This is a genomic window from Nostoc sp. ChiSLP03a (assembly GCF_034531215.2).
GTDB lineage: Bacteria > Cyanobacteriota > Cyanobacteriia > Cyanobacteriales > Nostocaceae > Nostoc.
The window spans coordinates 1-16252 of sequence record NZ_JAVRBQ020000101.1 but is presented as its reverse complement, the minus strand read 5'-3'; the positions used below and the strand labels follow the sequence as shown (position 1 = coordinate 16252).

At 43.3% G+C, this 16252-nt stretch carries 16 protein-coding genes; 14 read left to right on the top strand and 2 right to left on the bottom strand.

From position 1 onward, the window contains the following. Positions 1-136: 136 nt before the first annotated feature. Both RMY32_RS16600 and galE read right to left on the bottom strand, forming a co-directional pair. The gene (locus RMY32_RS16600) at positions 137-226 is read right to left on the bottom strand and encodes a DUF6888 family protein (RefSeq protein ID WP_409883223.1); all 90 of its coding nucleotides are present in this window, start codon (positions 224-226) and stop codon (positions 137-139) included. 154 nt (positions 227-380) lie between these two features. Further along, a complete protein-coding gene (gene galE, locus RMY32_RS16595) occupies positions 381-1385 on the bottom strand; it encodes a UDP-glucose 4-epimerase GalE (protein WP_322711474.1) in 1005 nt (334 codons plus the stop codon). 630 nt (positions 1386-2015) lie between these two features. Here galE and RMY32_RS16590 point away from each other — a divergent pair. The 14 genes from RMY32_RS16590 (at position 2016) to RMY32_RS16525 (ending at position 16070) form a co-directional block, all read left to right on the top strand. Beyond that, on the top strand, positions 2016-2666 hold the full coding sequence (locus RMY32_RS16590) for a hypothetical protein (protein WP_322696182.1): 651 nt from the start codon (positions 2016-2018) through the stop codon (positions 2664-2666). A 247-nt stretch (positions 2667-2913) separates the two neighbouring features. Beyond that, positions 2914-4665: an ABC transporter ATP-binding protein gene (locus tag RMY32_RS16585; protein ID WP_322711473.1), complete on the top strand. Its 1752-nt coding sequence runs from the start codon at positions 2914-2916 to the stop codon at positions 4663-4665. Between the two features lie 374 nt (positions 4666-5039). After that, entirely contained in the window at positions 5040-6095 is a 1056-nt protein-coding gene (gene acsF / locus RMY32_RS16580; protein ID WP_322671860.1) for a magnesium-protoporphyrin IX monomethyl ester (oxidative) cyclase, read from the top strand. A 228-nt stretch (positions 6096-6323) separates the two neighbouring features. Beyond that, a complete protein-coding gene (locus RMY32_RS16575) occupies positions 6324-7706 on the top strand; it encodes a DUF4157 domain-containing protein (protein ID WP_322711472.1) in 1383 nt (460 codons plus the stop codon). A 371-nt stretch (positions 7707-8077) separates the two neighbouring features. After that, a complete protein-coding gene (locus RMY32_RS16570; RefSeq protein WP_322711471.1) occupies positions 8078-9025 on the top strand; it encodes a zinc-binding dehydrogenase in 948 nt (315 codons plus the stop codon). Between the two features lie 130 nt (positions 9026-9155). Then, complete coding sequence (locus RMY32_RS16565; RefSeq protein ID WP_322711470.1) at positions 9156-9530, top strand: hypothetical protein; 375 nt, start codon at positions 9156-9158, stop codon at positions 9528-9530. 29 nt (positions 9531-9559) lie between these two features. Then, positions 9560-10360, top strand: coding sequence for an SDR family oxidoreductase (locus RMY32_RS16560; protein ID WP_322711469.1), 801 nt, complete (start codon positions 9560-9562; stop codon positions 10358-10360). Positions 10361-10439: 79 nt separating this feature from the next. After that, positions 10440-11354, top strand: a complete 915-nt coding sequence (locus RMY32_RS16555) for a TauD/TfdA family dioxygenase (RefSeq protein WP_322711475.1) — start codon at positions 10440-10442, stop codon at positions 11352-11354. A 434-nt stretch (positions 11355-11788) separates the two neighbouring features. Then, positions 11789-12751 carry a DMT family transporter gene (locus RMY32_RS16550; protein WP_322711468.1) on the top strand — a complete coding sequence of 321 codons (963 nt, stop codon included), beginning with the start codon at positions 11789-11791 and terminating at the stop codon, positions 12749-12751. 87 nt (positions 12752-12838) lie between these two features. Continuing rightward, complete coding sequence (locus RMY32_RS16545; protein ID WP_322711467.1) at positions 12839-13495, top strand: HAD family hydrolase; 657 nt, start codon at positions 12839-12841, stop codon at positions 13493-13495. A 9-nt stretch (positions 13496-13504) separates the two neighbouring features. Then, complete coding sequence (locus tag RMY32_RS16540) at positions 13505-14281, top strand: sulfite exporter TauE/SafE family protein (protein WP_322711466.1); 777 nt, start codon at positions 13505-13507, stop codon at positions 14279-14281. Between the two features lie 232 nt (positions 14282-14513). Continuing rightward, positions 14514-14663, top strand: coding sequence for a hypothetical protein (locus tag RMY32_RS16535; RefSeq protein ID WP_322711465.1), 150 nt, complete (start codon positions 14514-14516; stop codon positions 14661-14663). Positions 14664-14980: 317 nt separating this feature from the next. After that, positions 14981-15457 carry an NUDIX hydrolase gene (locus RMY32_RS16530; RefSeq protein ID WP_322711464.1) on the top strand — a complete coding sequence of 159 codons (477 nt, stop codon included), beginning with the start codon at positions 14981-14983 and terminating at the stop codon, positions 15455-15457. 67 nt (positions 15458-15524) lie between these two features. Continuing rightward, a complete protein-coding gene (locus tag RMY32_RS16525; protein WP_322711463.1) occupies positions 15525-16070 on the top strand; it encodes a GNAT family N-acetyltransferase in 546 nt (181 codons plus the stop codon). Positions 16071-16252 lie beyond the last annotated feature (182 nt).

The following is a 16252-nucleotide window of genomic DNA, read 5'->3' as shown; positions in this document are numbered from 1 at the left end:
CATCAAGCAAGATTGCTTGGATCACTTTTTGCCGGAGGTCATAACTATAAGGTTTGGGCATCAGTTTCCCAGAGGTTCTACTGGAGCTTTCATCAAGGTCTACTTCCAGTTTATCGCTTAACCGCCTTGGCGGTTGCTATATCTCTATTTGTATTGTGTCTCCAATTAAAACGTATATGCGCTTTGTTCTTTCGTCCAGTCGCACTACGTTGATAGGCTGAAACATATTACTTGCTCTCACACCTCTACTGTAAAACGCTCTCAACTGTTCTGTTGTTGGTTCCATCTAGACTCCACTCTCAATAAAGCTATCAAGTAAGTCGCTAAGGCATTGAGCCGAGATGCACAACTTTCACGTCGCGCATCTTGGCTCAATACCATCAAGTCGAATGATGTCGCTTCTGATGCCACTGCCACGCGTCAGCAACAATATCTTTGATGGATGGATACTGAGGTTGCCAGCCTAAGACTGTTCTGGCTTTATCGCTGGTGCCAATGAGAACTGGGGGATCGCCAGGACGGCGATCGCGTTCTGCTACTGGTATCGAAGTTCCTGTCACTTCTTCGACTGCGGCTATGACTTCTCTGACGGAGAAACCGCTGCCATTGCTCAAATTAAAAACTTCGCTATCGCCACCTTTTAATAAATATTCCAATCCCAAAATATGGGCATCTGCTAAGTCGTTAACGTGAATATAATCGCGAATACACGTACCATCGGGCGTGGGGTAATTAGTGCCGAAAATTGAAATGGATTCTCGTTTCCCTAAAGCTGTCATTAGCACCAAGGGAATTAAATGGGTTTCTGGGTTGTGATCCTCGCCTAGTAAGCCATCGGGATTAGCACCAGCAGCATTGAAATAGCGAAAACGCACTGATTGCAAACCGTAAGCAACATCAAAATCAGAGAGAATCCTTTCTACCATCAACTTTGTCGCGCCATAGGGATTAATCGGATTTTGGGGATGAGTTTCTGGAATGGGCACGAATTCCGGTACCCCATAGGTGGCACAGGTAGAAGAAAAGACAAATTTCTTTACAGATGCTGTCAGCATTGCTTCTAACAGCGTCAAAGTACCAAGGACGTTATTGCGGTAATATTTGGCCGGATCGCTCACCGATTCCCCTACGTAGGCATAAGCAGAAAAATGCATCACTGCGGCAATATCGTGGGTTTTAAATACATGATCGAGCAAAGCGCGATCGCTTGTGTCCCCAATTATCAGTTCTACCTGTAAAATCTCTTCTACTAGATCGCGATGTCCATAGACCAGATTATCAAGTATGACAACGCCATAACCCGCTTTCTTCAAAGCAAGCACTGTATGAGAACCAATATATCCAGCTCCCCCCGTTACCAGAATAGTAGGCTTTCCAGGCGACATAGTTTTTCCTTTTGAGTCGATTACTTAATTAATTTAGTTTACCGGTACTAGATTACTCTTCTGGAAAATTATAAATAATAGACGCAGTGTCAAAAAATTGCACTAAAATCACTACGACGGTAGTCATTGGGTGTGAGGTTTGAGAAATTTTAAGTCAAACAGTACGATTACAATTTGACAATAAAATAAATCCATTTCCCGAAACCTCTAGGTTGAGTCTTACGGGTGACGCTTATAACGTCGCTATCAGTAAGAAGTCGCCAGTTGTTTTATGTATGGTTTCCCTGCATGGCAGTCTTTTCTGGGGGCAACCCCAATCGAAACGGACTGCCTCTCCTGACGGAGACGCTACGCGAACACCACCACACTGGCTCACCGAAGAGGCAGAGGGGAAAGGGGCAGGGAGCAGGGGGGAGCAAGCCCTTCCTCTCTGCGACAAGCGTTGCGGAGCATGGGTACGAACGCGAGTGCGTCTCGTTGGCGCAGCTTCTCGCAGAGAAGAGAAGCCCCGCCCCTCCAGGGCGCTCTTGCTGGGGCAAAGTACAAGCTCCGTCCCAGTTTTCCCCCTTGCTCCCTGCTCCCTGCTCCCCTGCCTCTTGTGACTGCACCAGAAAATTTGAGAGTTAGTCTATGTTTCTATTGTTAAGCCGGGTACTGCTGTGGCTGCTGATTGGCACTATCGTTTATTCTCTGTTCCAGCGATTTTATCCCTCTGGAACTTTTGTCGGACGATTAATCTTAGTCGTTATCTTGGTAATCGTAGCCCTATCATTTCTTAACCCCAGTGAACCTGCTGTGGCGTCGTTGTGGAGGATGTTATCTTTTCCACTCAAGCCTCTAGGAGCCTCTGTTTTACTGATGATTCTTGCCGCTCAGAAAATCAAAGGAGGTGGAATAGATAAACCAGGAGGATACTTGATCGGTTGGGCACTGACTATTTTGCTGTTAGCAAGTACACCAGCAGTCGCCTATTTCCTTTATAGAGCACCTCTAGCAATGACGGGCCAAACGTCTGTCGCAACTGCTACACCAACATCTGGAACACTGGTGGCATTAGGGCAACCCACCACAGCGAATATCTCAGATGTAACGGGGGATAGCATTCTTTCTTATAATTTGAGAGTGCCTCCCTATTTATTACAAGGAAGTCCTCAAGATATTCGCACACGCGGTTTACGACTTGAAGACTTTGTACCAAATTCGGAAACATTGCAATTGACAACAAGAACTTGGGAAAGTTATCTCCTTGAAATTTACAGGTTCTTGCGTGTTCAGCGGTAATCAAGGCAAGAGAACAATACTTGGTTCGTAGTAAGCGCTTGAGCCATGAATCAAAGGACTAAAGTCTTTACTACGAACTTATTTCTTCATTAAAGTTGCTGTGATGGACTACTAGTAATGAATGGCAATAACTATCCAGTTAAAAGGGGTAACAAAAGCTGAATTTATAACAAGCGATATTCCCTCTGCATAGCTGCCTTCTTGGACTAGCAGTTAATCTAGATGATAAAGTTGCACAATTGCTTTAATGGCAAAATCTCGACGAATCGCTAAACTCAGTGCTTACCTACGACCCCATTGGCGGGAAGCCTCCTTGGGCATTCTCGCTTTGTTGTCTGTCAATGCACTGGGTGTTTATATCCCTTGGTTGATTCGTGCTGGTGTTGACAAACTCTCGACAACCTTCAGCTGGAACCAAATACTACATTACGTAGTAGTTATTGTCTTGCTTAGTTCGGCAATGTGGCTAATGCGGATGGCATCACGCATTTGGCTATTTGGGGTGGGGCGTCAGGTAGAATTTGACCTGAAACAACGGATTTTTGAACACTTACTGAAACTGGAGCCTGGTTATTTTGCCACTAATACTGCTGGCGATTTGATTAGTCGCGCTACTAGTGATGTGGAGAATATCAAGCGGTTATTGGGTTTTGCGGTTTTGAGTTTGGCAAATACGATGTTTGCCTACGCTCTGACACTGCCAGTAATGCTGACAATTAGCGTGGATCTCACCCTAGCCGCCCTGGCGGTATACCCTTTTATGCTCTTATTGGTGAGTCTGTTTAGCGATCGCTTACGCAAACAACAAGCAAAAGTCCAAGAGCAACTCTCTGACATCAGCGAACTCATCCAAGAGGATATCAGTGGCATTGCCTTAATAAAAATCTATGCTCAAGAAGCAAACGAGCGTCGAGCTTTTGCCAAGAAAAATCAGCAGCTATTGACTGCTAACCTGGAATTGGCAAAACTTCGCAATACGCTGTTTCCGCTAATTGGTGGGTTAGCTAATATCAGTTCGCTGGTGATCATCTGGCTAGGGTCGGCACGGATGTCTGCTGGGACACTTCAGGTTGGCGATTTTTTAGCATTGTTAATTTATGTAGAGCGTCTAGTTTTCCCCACTGCCCTTTTAGGATTCACAATTACTGCCTACCAACGCGGTGAAGTTAGTATCGATAGGCTTGAAGCTATTCTCTCTGTCACACCAAAAATAAAAGATGCAGCCGATGCCATACATCTGCCAGTGGCTGAACTTAAAGGCGAACTAACAGCTAAAAATCTCACCTATAATTACCCTGGTTCCACGACTTCAGCTTTAGCAAATGTTAACTTTACCATTGCTCCTGGAGAAACTGTAGCGATTGTTGGGGCAATTGGTTCGGGAAAATCTACTTTGGCCAATGCTTTACCGCGCTTGTTGGATATTGAATCAGGACAATTGTTTTTAGATGGGGTAGATATTACTAAGATCGCTTTGACAGATTTACGAGGTGCGATCGCCTACGTTCCTCAAGATAGCTTTCTATTTAGCACTACAATCAAAAATAATATTCGCTACGGCGATCCAGTTAGCGAACAACAGCAGGTAGAAGCTGTCGCTAAACTTGCCCAAATTGAATCAGAAATCCAGAATTTTCCCCAGCAATATGAAACTATTGTTGGCGAACGCGGTATTAATCTTTCGGGCGGTCAACGCCAACGTACTGCTTTAGCTCGTGCAATGTTGGTCAATGCTCCAGTGTTAATTTTGGATGACGCTCTCTCTAGTGTAGATAATCAAACAGCTACGAAAATCCTCAAAAATCTCTCCAGTGGTACTGAACGTAAAACAGTAATTTTTATTACGCACCAATTATCAGCGGCGGCGGCAGCTGACCGAATTTTTGTCATGGAAAAAGGAAAAATTGTGCAGGTCGGAAATCACTTGGAACTTTTACAACAACAGGGCTTATATAGAACTTTGTGGAGCCAACATCAAGTTGAGGAATTACTGCGGTGAAGGAGGCAGGGGGCAGAAGGCAGGGGGGCAGGGAGCAGGGAGCAGGGAGCAGAAGGCAGAAGGAAAGAATTATGATTGAGTTAGGGACTAGGGATTGGGAAGATTTGAATGGAGATTAGGGATTGGGTAATCAGCTCAAAAATGATGTTCGGGGCTATTACCCATAGCAAATTTTGAAATATTTTCCCAGTCCCCAGTCCCCAGTCCCTTTTACGCTTGGCTGAAATTGGGGAATCCTTCTTGGGCACGACCCGTTGAAGAAAAATTCAGAAATTCCGACTTTACTGAAGGATTGTAAATTAGGTCTAGCAAAATAATTGCATTTGTCATAGCTTTATAGTTATAGAACTATTGACTCGCTCGCCTCATCACTCATGGTTAACACCCTACCCAAGCCAGAAACTAAAACCCCCAGCAAAGAAACTGTACTTACCCCCCGGTTTTACACTACAGATTTTGAAACCGCAGCCAAGCTGGATTTGTCTGCCCAGGAAACGGAATTGCAGGCGATGTTGACAGAAATGCGGACAGACTACAACCGCCACCATTTTGTCCGGGATGAAGCGTTTGAGCAGTCTTGGGAACACATTGACGGTGAAGCAAGGCAGGCGTTTATAGAGTATTTGGAACGTTCTTGCATTTCTGAGTTTTCCGGCTTCTTGCTATTCAAGGAATTATCCCGCAAGCTGAAAAATCGCAGTCCAGTGCTAGCGGAAATATTTCAAATGATGGCGCGTGATGAAGCCCGCCACGCCGGATTTCTCAACAAAGCAATGGCTGATTTTAAACTCTCCCTTGATTTAGGCGCTGTTACTAAAACCCGCACTTATACATTTTTCCCGATTGAATGGGTACTTTACACCGTTTACCTCTCAGAAAAAATCGGTTACTGGCGTTACATTATTATTTTCAGGCATCTAGAAAAGCACCCAGAAAACCAGTTTTACCCGATATTCCGCTACTTTGAGAGCTGGTGTCAAGACGAAAACCGCCACGGAGATATATTCAAGGCATTATTGCGTTCTCAACCGCAACTTTGGAACACCTGGAAATCTAGGCTGTGGAGTCGCTTTTTCTTGCTGTCAGTATTTGCTACCCACACCCTGACAGTTCATGAACGTTCTGGGTTCTACAAATCATTGGGACTTGATGCCACAGAATTTGATATCCAAGTTGTCCGCAACACCAATGAAACCGCAGGACGGGCTTTTCCTGTAATGTTGAATACCGAACATCCCCAGTTTTTCCCACGTCTGCAACGCTGTGCAGGTTACAACTTGAAAATTGCAGAGATTGAAGGCAGTTATAATCCGAAATTGATGAAGCTAATTCGCAAACTACCTTTGATTGCAGCAATTGTTTGGAATCTGCTGTTAATTTACCTCATCAAACCAATTGATACTGAAGCCCTGCGGGGAACGGTTCGTTAGCTATTTATTAGACATTTGCTGGTGAAATTAATTATGTGTTCTGAATAACGCATAATTAATTTCCCTAGATGTCAATTTTTGAATATTTGGGTAGCTGAATAATGACAAAACTAGACTAAAGTCTATACATAAGAATGTCAATAAAATAGTTATATTTTTGTATAGAAGATACTGGAATGCAATAGATAAGAGGTTATTAATTAATCTAGAAAATGTAGGAATTGAGAGATGAGCGACATTAAAAGACAAGCCGCTTTGCCTTTAACCACATGGAAGCGGCCCCACATAGGGACATCACATTTTACGAATCCATCGCTTGTCTCATCCAATATTCCCACATTGGCCAATCCAACACGCGGTTTTGGTTTACCAACAAATAATAATACTGCGCTCAATGGCGACCTTCAAGAAGCCACGTCTGCTAATGAGCAATTATTAGAACCAGAAGCTATTAAAGAAAAACCTCTTGTTCATGACATTAGTCGGATATCTTTGCGTCGTCCACAGCCGCAACTTATAGGTAGCCAGCCAAAAGACCAGTATGAGCAGTCAGCTGACCAGATTATGCTTCTACCTAGACTTAAGTCAAATATAAATATCGGTGCAATAGATTCACATATAGTACAACGAGAATGTGCAGATTGTGAGCAAGAAGAACAAGAAGTAGAAACCGAGTTGTCACTACAACGCGTTAGCGATCGCAGCGTTCAAACTCAAGATAATATTGAGAGTCAGTTAAATAATAGTAAGGGTGGAGGAAGCCCGTTATCTCCCGAAGTGCGAAACTTTATGGAACCACGCTTTGGTAGTAAATTCGACGATGTGCGAGTACATACTGACTCCAATGCTACGCAGATGAATAAGTCGTTGAGAGCGCAAGCCTTTACTCATGGTAGTGATATTTACTTTAGCGCCGAGAAATCACCTGGTAATAACGAGTTGACAGCCCATGAACTAACCCATGTGGTACAGCAGACAGGCAAAGTGCAAAAACAAAGCGATGCATCTACAGTACCAGCCCCTGTTGAACAGACTAGTGGTATGCCGCCCAAAAAAGGCACAACTAAAATTGACAAAAAAAATACTACAATTACTGCTTCTGGAAAAAATATTACCGAAGCAATTACAAACTTAACATCACAAGGAAAGGGCGAAGCGGGCAGTGTTACTTGTGCCCCCGAAAAAGATGTCAAAACTTACCAAGCAGAAGATAAATCTGATGAAATTGTCTACGAAGCAGATGTCTTAGTAACAGAAACTAAGGCAATGCCCGTCTGGACGGAACTCGACCAACAGTGCGAACCTGTTAAAAAAGAATGGGCAAGGTTTTATAGCGCTCTTGATACACACGAGAATGGGCACATTAGTATTGACGAGAAGGCTTTTAAGGATTTACACAAAAAGCTTCTTGGCAAAACAACCTCAGCATCTGACAAGATTTTTAACGATACTTACGCCCAAGCAAATACTGATAATAATGCTTACGACACCACGACGAAACACGGACTCACTCAAGGTACCGGAGTAACTCCGGTACAGTGCGGCCCAGAAAAAGTTTCTCAAAGTGGAAATGAATCGGATGCAAAAGTAGAGGTTCAAACTCAACAATAAAGGCGAAAACACCAAAATAACACAGACCTGCTAATCATTTTCGCGTTTACACTGTTTGGAATCAAATTGAGAAATTACAAAAAGAACTCCGAATCATACGGAAGCTACTTGGCTTGACTACAGTGCAAGAAGTGTCAACGGCGAATTTCTCCACAAGGTGCTTGATTCTTCTGGCTGTCTGTGATAGTTTTTTTTGTACAAACCACAAAATACTGTAATCTTATCAAGATACCGTTGTTTTCAAATTTCGTTAACCTATTTACACAGATTGGGAGTTAAGAATAAATAGCTAATCTATCGAGATTATTTATTGCAGGGAATACATTGCGAACCAACAAACTAGAAATTAATCTCTAAGCCAGGGCAACCTTATGAGCAAAATACGTGCTGTGATTGTTGATCCCAATGTGCCGGGGCGTTTGGCACTGAGTGAAGTGACTGCACCCAAGCCTGCCCCAGATGAAGCTCTAGTGAGGGTAGCGGCAATTTCCCTCAATCGAGGAGAGATAAAACGTTCAACCACTGCTGAGGCTGGTTGGCAGCCTGGTTGGGACTTGGCAGGTGTAGTGGAAATCCCCGCCGCCGATGGTTTGGGGCCTCCCCAAGGGGCGCGTGTAGTTGGCTTGCGTCGTGCTGGTGCTTGGGCAGAACTCGTATCTGTTCCCACCAATGCTTTAGCAGTAGTGCCATCATCAGTATCTTTTGCTCAAGCTGCCACATTGCCTGTAGCGGGTTTAACTGCATACCATGCGGTGTTAAAAGGTGGTTCACTTTTGGGTCGGTCAGTTTTGGTTACAGGCGCATCAGGAGGCGTAGGTTACTTCGCTATCCAGTTGGCGCAACTGTCAGGAGCGCAAGTTGTAGCACATATTCGTCAAGCTGGCTATGAAACTTTAGTTAGAGAAGCAGGGGCGCAATCGGTGGTGATTGGCGAAGACCTTTCACCTGCCAGCGAGTATGGGCCCTACGATCTAATTGTAGAGTCAGTTGGTGGCAAGACTTTGGGGGTAGCCCTTGGCTTACTGGCACAGGATGGAAAAACTGTGCTGTATGGAGTATCTGGGGGAGCTGAAGTGACATTCAACGCGGCTCAATTTTTTGGGACTGGTAGCGTCAGCCTGTATGGTTTACGTCTGTTCGATGAGTTGAGATTTGAATCAGCAGCAGTCGGTCTAAAACGGCTTTTGAGTCTAGTAGAAGCAGGTGAGTTACATCCTCACATTGATTTAGAAGCTTCTTGGACAGAAATAGCTGATGTGGCCCAACAACTACTCGATAGGCGTTTTCCTGGCAAAGCTGTGTTGCACATTTCAAAATAATTCGTAATACTCGCCAAAGGCGAGAAGCAAGCTACGTAATTCGTAATTCGTAATTAATTTTTTCATGCACTAATTTATTCAGAAAGACTAATGTTTTTCCTTGTTGCAATCAGGCAGATTTATTTGTGAGGTGAGAATTACGAATGATGAATTAAGAACTACGAATTATGCTGACTTTTGGTTCAAACTAGATCGGCTTGTAGCCATTAGTAATCTCAAGATAGATCGCCCAAAAGGGACATCACATCCACGTTATCCATCCTTTGTTTATCCGTTGGACTATGGATATTTGGAAAACACTCGCTCTGGAGATGGAGCCGATATTGATGTCTGGATAGGTAGTTTGTCTAGTAAAAAAGTCACCGCCGTCATTTGTAGTGTTGATTTGGAAAAACGGGATACAGAAATCAAAATACTTCTGGGCTGCACTTCTGGGGAAAATCAAACCATTTTGGATATCCACAATACAGGCTTTCAATCAGCAATATTATTGGTTCGCAATTAAATTATTTACATTTTTGAGGGTAAGTTTGTATGAGTTTAGAACTAAAACTATCAGGTAAAACTGCGATCGTTACAGGAGGAAGTGCGGGAATTGGATTAGCTACTGCCAAAGCACTTTATAGTGAGGGTGTGAATGTGGCGATCGCAGCCCGCAATCAAGAAAGACTAGAAAATGCAGTAGCTGCTATCCAGTCCTTACCTAGTTCTGGCGCTAAAGTTATTGCCATCAGCGCCGATCTAACGAAAGCAGAGGATGTTGAAAAAGTTGTCTCTACAACATTAGCCCAATTTAATCAGATTGATATCTTAATTAACAATGCCGGATCAGCCCGTGCTGGGTCTTTCCTAGAATCCACTGATGATTTATTTTTGGATGCTTGGAACTTAAAATTATTGGGCTATATCCGCTTAGTTAGAGCCGTCGTTCCCCATCAAAAAAGTCGCGGTGATGGGCGGATTGTCAATATAGTCGGTGGTGCAGGACGGACACCTCGTCCGAACTTCTTAGCTGGCGGTACAAGCAATGCTGCTTTGCTGAATTTCACAAAGGGCATTTCTAAAGAGCTAGCCGAGTACAAAATTCGGATTAACGCTATCTCCCCTGGTGCTACTGCTACTGAGCGTGCCGAGACTTTAGCGCGGCAAAATGCCCAAGCGCAAGGCATCACCGTTGAGCAAGTAAAGGCACAAAATATCCAAAGTATTCCTTTAAAAAGAATCGCCCAGCCAGAAGAAATCGCCGCGCTGGTGCTATTTTTGGTGTCCGATCTTGCTGCATCGATTACAGGAACAGAGATTATCGTTGATGGCGGATCTACCCCTGGTGTTTAACGGTAAAAACGCGATGAATCAGACGCGATTCATCGCGTCTCTACATTTGTCAAAACATAAATTTCTTGGAGATAAAAACATGGGTTCTCAATACTTTGATATCAAACCAGTTGCAGGACGTATTGGTGCTGAAATCATTGGTGTTAATCTGAGTTCTAACCTCAGCGATGATATCATCAGCGATATTCGCAAGACTCTAGTCAAATACAAAGTTATCTTTTTCCGCGGTCAGCAACAGCTTGATGCTGATGGACAGGTTGCTTTCGCTCGTCGTTTTGGTGAACTCACTACAGCCCACCCCACTGTACCATCGCTGCCAGAAAACCCAGAAGTCTTAGACCTGAATTATGGGCGTACCACTTCCCGCGCCAATAGCTGGCATACAGATGTAACATTTGTAGACCGTCCTCCTCTCGGTTCTATTTTACGAGCGCTTGAAATTCCGCCAACTGGTGGCGATACAATCTGGGCAAACTCCGTAACTGCATACCAAGATTTACCTATTCATCTGCGTAATCTTGCAGACCAACTTTGGGCAGTACATAGCAACAAATACGATTATGCTACTGCATTCGACCTACCTGAAGATGCCAAAGCTTACCGAGCTATCTTCACCTCCACTGTATACGAGACTCTGCACCCAGTTGTACGCGTCCATCCCGAATCTGGGGAGCGGGGGCTATTCATCGGCGGATTTGTGCGCCAGTTCCGTGGCTTATCAACAACTGAATCAGATGACATTCTGCGGCTGTTACAAGCATATATCACACGTCCTGAGAACACAGTCCGGTGGCGTTGGCAAGTTGGTGATGTTGCTTTTTGGGATAATCGGGCTACTCAACATTATGCGATCGCAGATTACGGCGACCAGCCCCGCCACGTTCAACGAGTTACAATTGTCGGCGACCTTCCAGTTGGCATCGATGGTAAACAAAGTGAAGCCATTAAGGGAGATGCTTCTCAGTACAACCGACGTGAGGTAGTGACTGCATAATATTTGGGCATTGGGCATTGGGCATTGGGCATGGGGAATAGGAGAGAGATCAGTCTTTGATACTTGTGAACGAGTGTTTAATACTCGTGAATGAGTCTTTGAGCTTCATTAATGAGGCTTTGAACTCCACTTCCCTGTTCCCTCCCCCTTGCTGGCTTAACCTTCTGCTGACTAATGGCGATCGCGCTTTTTTATGAAACTTTTCTATACACCTAACTCGCCTTATGCACGCATTGCACGGGTAGCAACACTAGTAGTCTGTCAATAAATAATTGATGGATAAATTAAAAGTAGAGACGGCGATTTATCGCGTCTCTTTAACCGTCTGGCAGTATTCTTGAAGCGACGGCTTTGATTTCCTCAAACTTCATCTGGTTTGTTATTCCAGTGATTTTAACAATACAATCAAGTCGTCTCTAAGGAAACTTTTTATCGTGTTGGGCATCCTGACGGTTCTTGTATCCTCCTTTGTTTTGACGTTTCACAACGTTACTGTCCGAGTTTTGTTTTCAGAACATCTTGTACTAGGTTTATTTTTACTCGGTGGATACGTTAAACCGGATTTGCAGAATTCCTTCTTGCTGATGTTCATGCGAATGCTGCTGGTGGTTCCATTCATGGCATCTTTATCATTTAAGCTGTATCCATCTGCTTGGACAGAATTTCAAGACTTGTTCGCCCGCAAGCGTAGGGATGTTCTAATTCAAGCTCTTGGCTGTGGAGTGCTGATGTTTGTATATATCGCCTCACTCTACATTGCTATTGGCTTGATTCCCACAGGTATTGCCTTAACCCTTTTCTTTACTTATCCCGTATTTACAGCGCTGCTATCTTGGAGGTTTTTTGGCGATCGCCCCACATTGTTCCGTTGGCTAGTAATGGCTATTATTCTGATAGGAAGCGCTCTCACCATTCCCCAATTTTCTGCTACCTACAGCAGTCATACCATTGCGATCGGTATTTTCGCTGGTTTTGGCGCTGGGATCGTTTATGCCTTTTATTGCATCATTGCTCAAAAATGTTTAGAAAAATTCCATCCAATTCCTTTTACGTGGATCAGTTTTGCCTGTACTCTACTACTCTCCGGTATTAGCTTACTGTTCTGGCCAGTTAATAACGCCCAACTTGACTGGACACCCCTATGGATTGGCAGCATATTTTCTGGTCTTGTCAGCTTTCTCGGACACACTCTAAACAATGTGGGGATTCAGATGGTTGGCGCATCTACCGCTTCTATAATCGGCTCTAGCAGTCCAGCATTGACAGCGTTAATGGCATGGATAACGATTAGCGAAACTTTAAACGTGATTCAGAGTGTAGGGATTGGTGTTGTCACATTGGGGATCGCCTTACTTAGTGCAGAAGGGTTTATGAAATCGTTCAAAATTAGGAGTTGAATTGGGTATGGGGCATGGGGCATGGGGCATGGGGTAATTTTAGAACGTTACTTTCTTAATTACGAATTACGAATTACGAATTAAAATATGCCTTTCTCCGCTATCCTCTTCGATCTTGACGGGACTTTAACAGATCCGAAACCTGGCATCACTGGTTGCATTCAGTATGCACTCTCTGAACTTGGTTACAAACCACCGAATGCTGATGAATTAAATTGGTGTATTGACCCGCCACTGAAAGATAGCTTTTCGCAATTACTCAATACCTTGGATGGTACAGTACTTGAACAAGCTCTTTTACTATATCGTCGTCGTTTTGCCACAATTGGATTATTTGAAAACTCACTTTATCCCCAAATTACAGAAGTTTTAAAAGCAATTCGTTTTGCTGGTTATAAAACTTTTGTTGCAACTTCTAAACCATATATTTATGCTACGCAAATTATTGAATATTTTGGCTTATCATTGCTTTTTGATGGCATTTATGGTAGTGAACTTGACGGAACGCGGAGCATAAAAGGTGACTTAATTCACCATATTTTATTAACAGAAAAACTTTTACCCTCTACTGTGGTGATGGTAGGCGATCGCTCACATGACATCATTGGAGCCAAGCACAATCATATCGCCTCAATTGGTGTTACCTATGGCTATGGAACTGAAGAGGAATTAAAAGCTCATGGTGCTGACTTGATTGCCCATTCTCCAAGTGATATTCCCAAATTAATAATTCGTAATTCGTAACTCAAAATAATGCCGCCATCATTAACGTTTATCCATAGTTTGCTGTTGTTTAGTACTGCTTTTATTGCAGGCGGCTTAAATGCTGTAGCGGGTGGTGGAAGCTTTATCACGTTTCCAACTCTCATCTTTACAGGTGTCGCCCCGATCGCAGCTAACGCCACTAATAATACTGCAATTTGGGTGGCTTCCTTAGCCAGCGCTGGAGCATATCGTCAAGATTTGGGCATTGAGCGACGAGATTTTTTACTTCTATGTGGTGTCAGTTTAGTTGGTGGCATGATTGGCTCCATAGCTTTGTTGTATACATCGCCAGATGTCTTTAAAAAGCTGATTCCCTATCTATTGCTGCTAGCAACAGTTGTATTTACCTTTGGCGAACCGTTCAAAAAGTGGTTGCAGCGTAAAAGCCAGAATACATCACCGGAACCTGTACCGTTGTTTAATTTGGTACTGGCTCAACTAGCGATCGCCATCTATGGCGGTTTCTTCGGCGCAGGTATAGGGATTTTAATGCTGGCAACTCTGACATTGTTAGGTATCAAAAATATCCACAAAATGAATGCTTTTAAAACATTTTTAGGGAGTTGTATTAATGGTATTGCGATCGTTCCATTTCTTTTTGCTGGTGTGATTGCTTGGCATCAAGCTATTTTGATGGCAGTTGGTGGCTCTCTTGGTGGTTACTTAAGTGCCCATTATTCTCGTAAACTTGAACCGCACTTAATTCGGAAATTTGTGATGATTGTTGCCTTTACGATGACTGCCTACTTTTTTATTCACGGTTAAGAACTGGGAACGACTCAGGGGTGATGTATGCAAGCATCAAACAAATCACAGGTCATGCTGCGTGCTTTTATAGCAAGGGACTGGGGACTGGTGACTGGGGATTGGGTGAAAAGTCTTGTTGTGTCTAAGTTTTATCATCTGTTAATGTCCTAACCACGTTGGCTGTTGCTATAGTTCTAGAAATTTTTGCCTGTACTACACAGATCAGGCAATTTCTCTAATTGGTACGTCAATGACTCAAGTGGCTACTAGTTGGTTAGTATATCGCCTCACCGATTCATTCCGCTTGGTTGCTAGGTCTAGTGGGCTTTGCCAGCCAAATCCCCACACTTCTATTGATTCCTCTGGGTGGAATCATTGCCGTCAGATTACTGCCACATAAATCCGCGTGACGGCAAAAAATGCAGTAATTTTAGCAACATGCATCCAATGAAATAATTATTGTAAAAAGCAGACAAATAGAAGTTTAAATATGCGAAATTCATTTGATTGGATTTTATTAAAATCTAGACATGTATTAAGAGCTGATTCGTAAAGAAAATCTTAAGGATACTCAAATCATTGCGAGGTCTGAGTTTCAGCGAATAAGTGCATTATTGGCTCAAATTCCTGAAAAGTATACAAGACAAGGACTTTACTTGAGTTTACAAATTAGCTCTAAAAGATAAATGGATTTCAGTACGGTCTGATACTTGCCAAATGCCTAATGGAACAATAGTTGAACCCTATTATGTTCTGGAATATCCAACATGGGTAAATGTTGTAGCTTTAACCAAAAATCAAGAAGTTATTTTAGTAAAGCAATATCGCCACGGTCTGAAAAAAACAATTCTAGAATTGCCCAGTGGTGCTGTAGAGACTGAAGATTTTTTTCCAATAGAAGCTGCAAAACGCGAATTATTAGAAGAAACTGGTTACACTAGCAATCATTTTATTGAAACTGGTATATTATCACCAAACCCAGCTACTCATACCAATTTAACTCATTGTTTTTTAGCAACAGATGTGGAATGTGTAGCTGATTTAAAGTTAGACGTTACAGAACAAATTGATGTAGTTTTATTACCCCTAGAAAAGGTAATTGAAGGTATTGAGAATAATGTATTACTGCAAACATTACATATTAGTTCATTATTCTTCGCTCTCAAAAAACTTGGTAAAGTGCAATTTTATTAGTCATCTGGCTAGAGTTGCCTTTGTCAATAGTCCTTACTACGTACCAGACATAAAGGAGGATTCATTAATGATATTGGAAACTCAACGCCTATTGCTGCGGGAAATGACGCTTTCTAACCTTGACGCGCTACTGCTTGTCCTCGGTGATGCAGAGTCGATGCGCTACTACCCAAAGCTCTTTGACCGCGAGATGGTGGAAAAATGGATTGACCGACATCGCCACAACTACGCACAGCATGGCGTAGGCTTATGGGCGATGGTTCTTAAAGCAACGGGCGAGGTAATTGGCGACTGCGGACTGGTTTGGCAAGAGGTCGAGGGACATCGAGAACTCGAAATTGGCTATCATGTCCGCCGCGACCAACAAACACAGGGTTACGCCACCGAAGCCGCGTATGCTTGCCAAGACTACGCCTTTAACGTACTGGGTTGCGATCGCGTCATTTCTTTGATTCGCCCAGAGAACATCCCCTCTCGGCGCGTAGCTGAGAAGAACGGACTCAAGGTTGTTCAGAAAACACTCTGGCGCGACATACCGCACTATATATATGCTGTGCAGCGCTCAGAAAGTAAACTTTTTGCAACAAGTAATTTCAGAAGCAGAGAAGTTTAATAATTTCTGTACCAACGTTGAGGCTGTTCACGGGAACATAGTTATACCAATTTAATGTGAAGTTGCACATATCTTGATCCCCCTAAATCCCCTTAAAAAGGGGGACTTTGATAGATGTTTTTCCGGTTCCCCCTTTTTTAAGGGGGGTTAGGGGGGATCGAATTCTATGCAGCTTTATAAAA

What these genes read in the sequence shown, in the direction of transcription:
- RMY32_RS16535 (WP_322711465.1), top strand. Translation starts at nt 14,514, where the DNA reads ATGACTCAAGTGGCTACTAGTTGGTTAGTATATCGCCTCACCGATTCA.
- RMY32_RS16540 (WP_322711466.1), top strand. Translation starts at nt 13,505, where the DNA reads ATGCCGCCATCATTAACGTTTATCCATAGTTTGCTGTTGTTTAGTACT.
- RMY32_RS16555 (WP_322711475.1), top strand. Translation starts at nt 10,440, where the DNA reads ATGGGTTCTCAATACTTTGATATCAAACCAGTTGCAGGACGTATTGGT.
- galE (WP_322711474.1), bottom strand. Translation starts at nt 1,385, where the DNA reads ATGTCGCCTGGAAAGCCTACTATTCTGGTAACGGGGGGAGCTGGATAT.
- RMY32_RS16575 (WP_322711472.1), top strand. Translation starts at nt 6,324, where the DNA reads ATGAGCGACATTAAAAGACAAGCCGCTTTGCCTTTAACCACATGGAAG.
- RMY32_RS16530 (WP_322711464.1), top strand. Translation starts at nt 14,981, where the DNA reads ATGCCTAATGGAACAATAGTTGAACCCTATTATGTTCTGGAATATCCA.
- RMY32_RS16600 (WP_409883223.1), bottom strand. Translation starts at nt 226, where the DNA reads ATGTTTCAGCCTATCAACGTAGTGCGACTGGACGAAAGAACAAAGCGC.
- RMY32_RS16570 (WP_322711471.1), top strand. Translation starts at nt 8,078, where the DNA reads ATGAGCAAAATACGTGCTGTGATTGTTGATCCCAATGTGCCGGGGCGT.
- RMY32_RS16525 (WP_322711463.1), top strand. Translation starts at nt 15,525, where the DNA reads ATGATATTGGAAACTCAACGCCTATTGCTGCGGGAAATGACGCTTTCT.
- RMY32_RS16590 (WP_322696182.1), top strand. Translation starts at nt 2,016, where the DNA reads ATGTTTCTATTGTTAAGCCGGGTACTGCTGTGGCTGCTGATTGGCACT.
- acsF (WP_322671860.1), top strand. Translation starts at nt 5,040, where the DNA reads ATGGTTAACACCCTACCCAAGCCAGAAACTAAAACCCCCAGCAAAGAA.
- RMY32_RS16560 (WP_322711469.1), top strand. Translation starts at nt 9,560, where the DNA reads ATGAGTTTAGAACTAAAACTATCAGGTAAAACTGCGATCGTTACAGGA.
- RMY32_RS16545 (WP_322711467.1), top strand. Translation starts at nt 12,839, where the DNA reads ATGCCTTTCTCCGCTATCCTCTTCGATCTTGACGGGACTTTAACAGAT.
- RMY32_RS16585 (WP_322711473.1), top strand. Translation starts at nt 2,914, where the DNA reads ATGGCAAAATCTCGACGAATCGCTAAACTCAGTGCTTACCTACGACCC.